This window comes from Burkholderia sp. Ac-20379 (assembly GCF_017104645.1).
GTDB lineage: Bacteria > Pseudomonadota > Gammaproteobacteria > Burkholderiales > Burkholderiaceae > Burkholderia.
In genome coordinates this window covers 1-820 of sequence record NZ_JAAGPF010000747.1, presented here as the reverse complement: position 1 = coordinate 820, position 820 = coordinate 1, and the positions used below count along the sequence as shown (strand labels likewise).

The window sequence follows — 820 nt, the reverse complement described above, 5'->3', positions numbered from 1 at the left end:
CGCGCTTGGACAGCGCGTCGTCGCCGTCCGGCAGCGTCCAGATCCGGAAATCGCCCGCGCCGGCCTGCGGATCGCTGCCGTCGACGAACGGCGCACGACGGCGCTCGCCGGCCCGCACCGGCTCGTAATCGAGGCCGTCGAGCACGAACGCGCGCGGGTTCGCCATGAACACGCGGTTGCAGGCATCGACCACGGCCGGCGTCGAGCGCTGGTTGACGGCCAGCGTGTAGCGCGCGCTGGCCCGCTCGCGCGCGGCCAGATAGGTGTGCAGATCGGCCGCGCGGAAGCTGTAGATCGCCTGCTTCGGATCCCCGACCAGAAACAGCGGCCCGGCCGGCGCGAAGATCGTGTCGAAGATCTCGAACTGCAGCGGATCGGTATCCTGGAATTCGTCGATCAGCGCGGCCGGATAGCGGCGGCGCAGCGTGTCGGCCAGCCACGGATGGGCAACCAGCGCGCGATGCAGGTTCGCGAGCAGATCGTCGAACGACACCACGCGGCGCGTGCGCTTCTTTTCCGCGAGCCGCGCGGGCGCATTGGCCAGCCAGTCGGCGATCAGCGCGAGCCAGCGCGCGCGCTGCGCGTCGTCGGCCGCCGCGAGCGCGGCCTCCAGCGCCTCGGCCGCATCGAAGAACGGATGCGCGGGCGTCGCGCCGCCCTTCTTGGTCGCCTTCTCCAGCACCGTGCGCGTGAGCTTGAGCGCGGGCTTCGGCAACGGCGCGGGCGGCGCGGCGCCGGCCTCGGGCATCGCGCCGAAATACGCGGCCCAGGCGGCCAGCGCATCGGCCACCGCTTCGGGCTTGTGCGAGCGCTGATTCAG

Annotated in this window: 1 protein-coding gene; it reads right to left on the bottom strand. The window is 72.2% G+C overall.

Annotation, left to right across the window (positions count from 1 at the left end; all coding sequences use genetic code 11):
• Nucleotides 1-820 (bottom strand): UvrD-helicase domain-containing protein (locus tag G3N92_RS34385; RefSeq protein ID WP_206131918.1); only part of this gene is annotated, 820 nt, incomplete at both ends.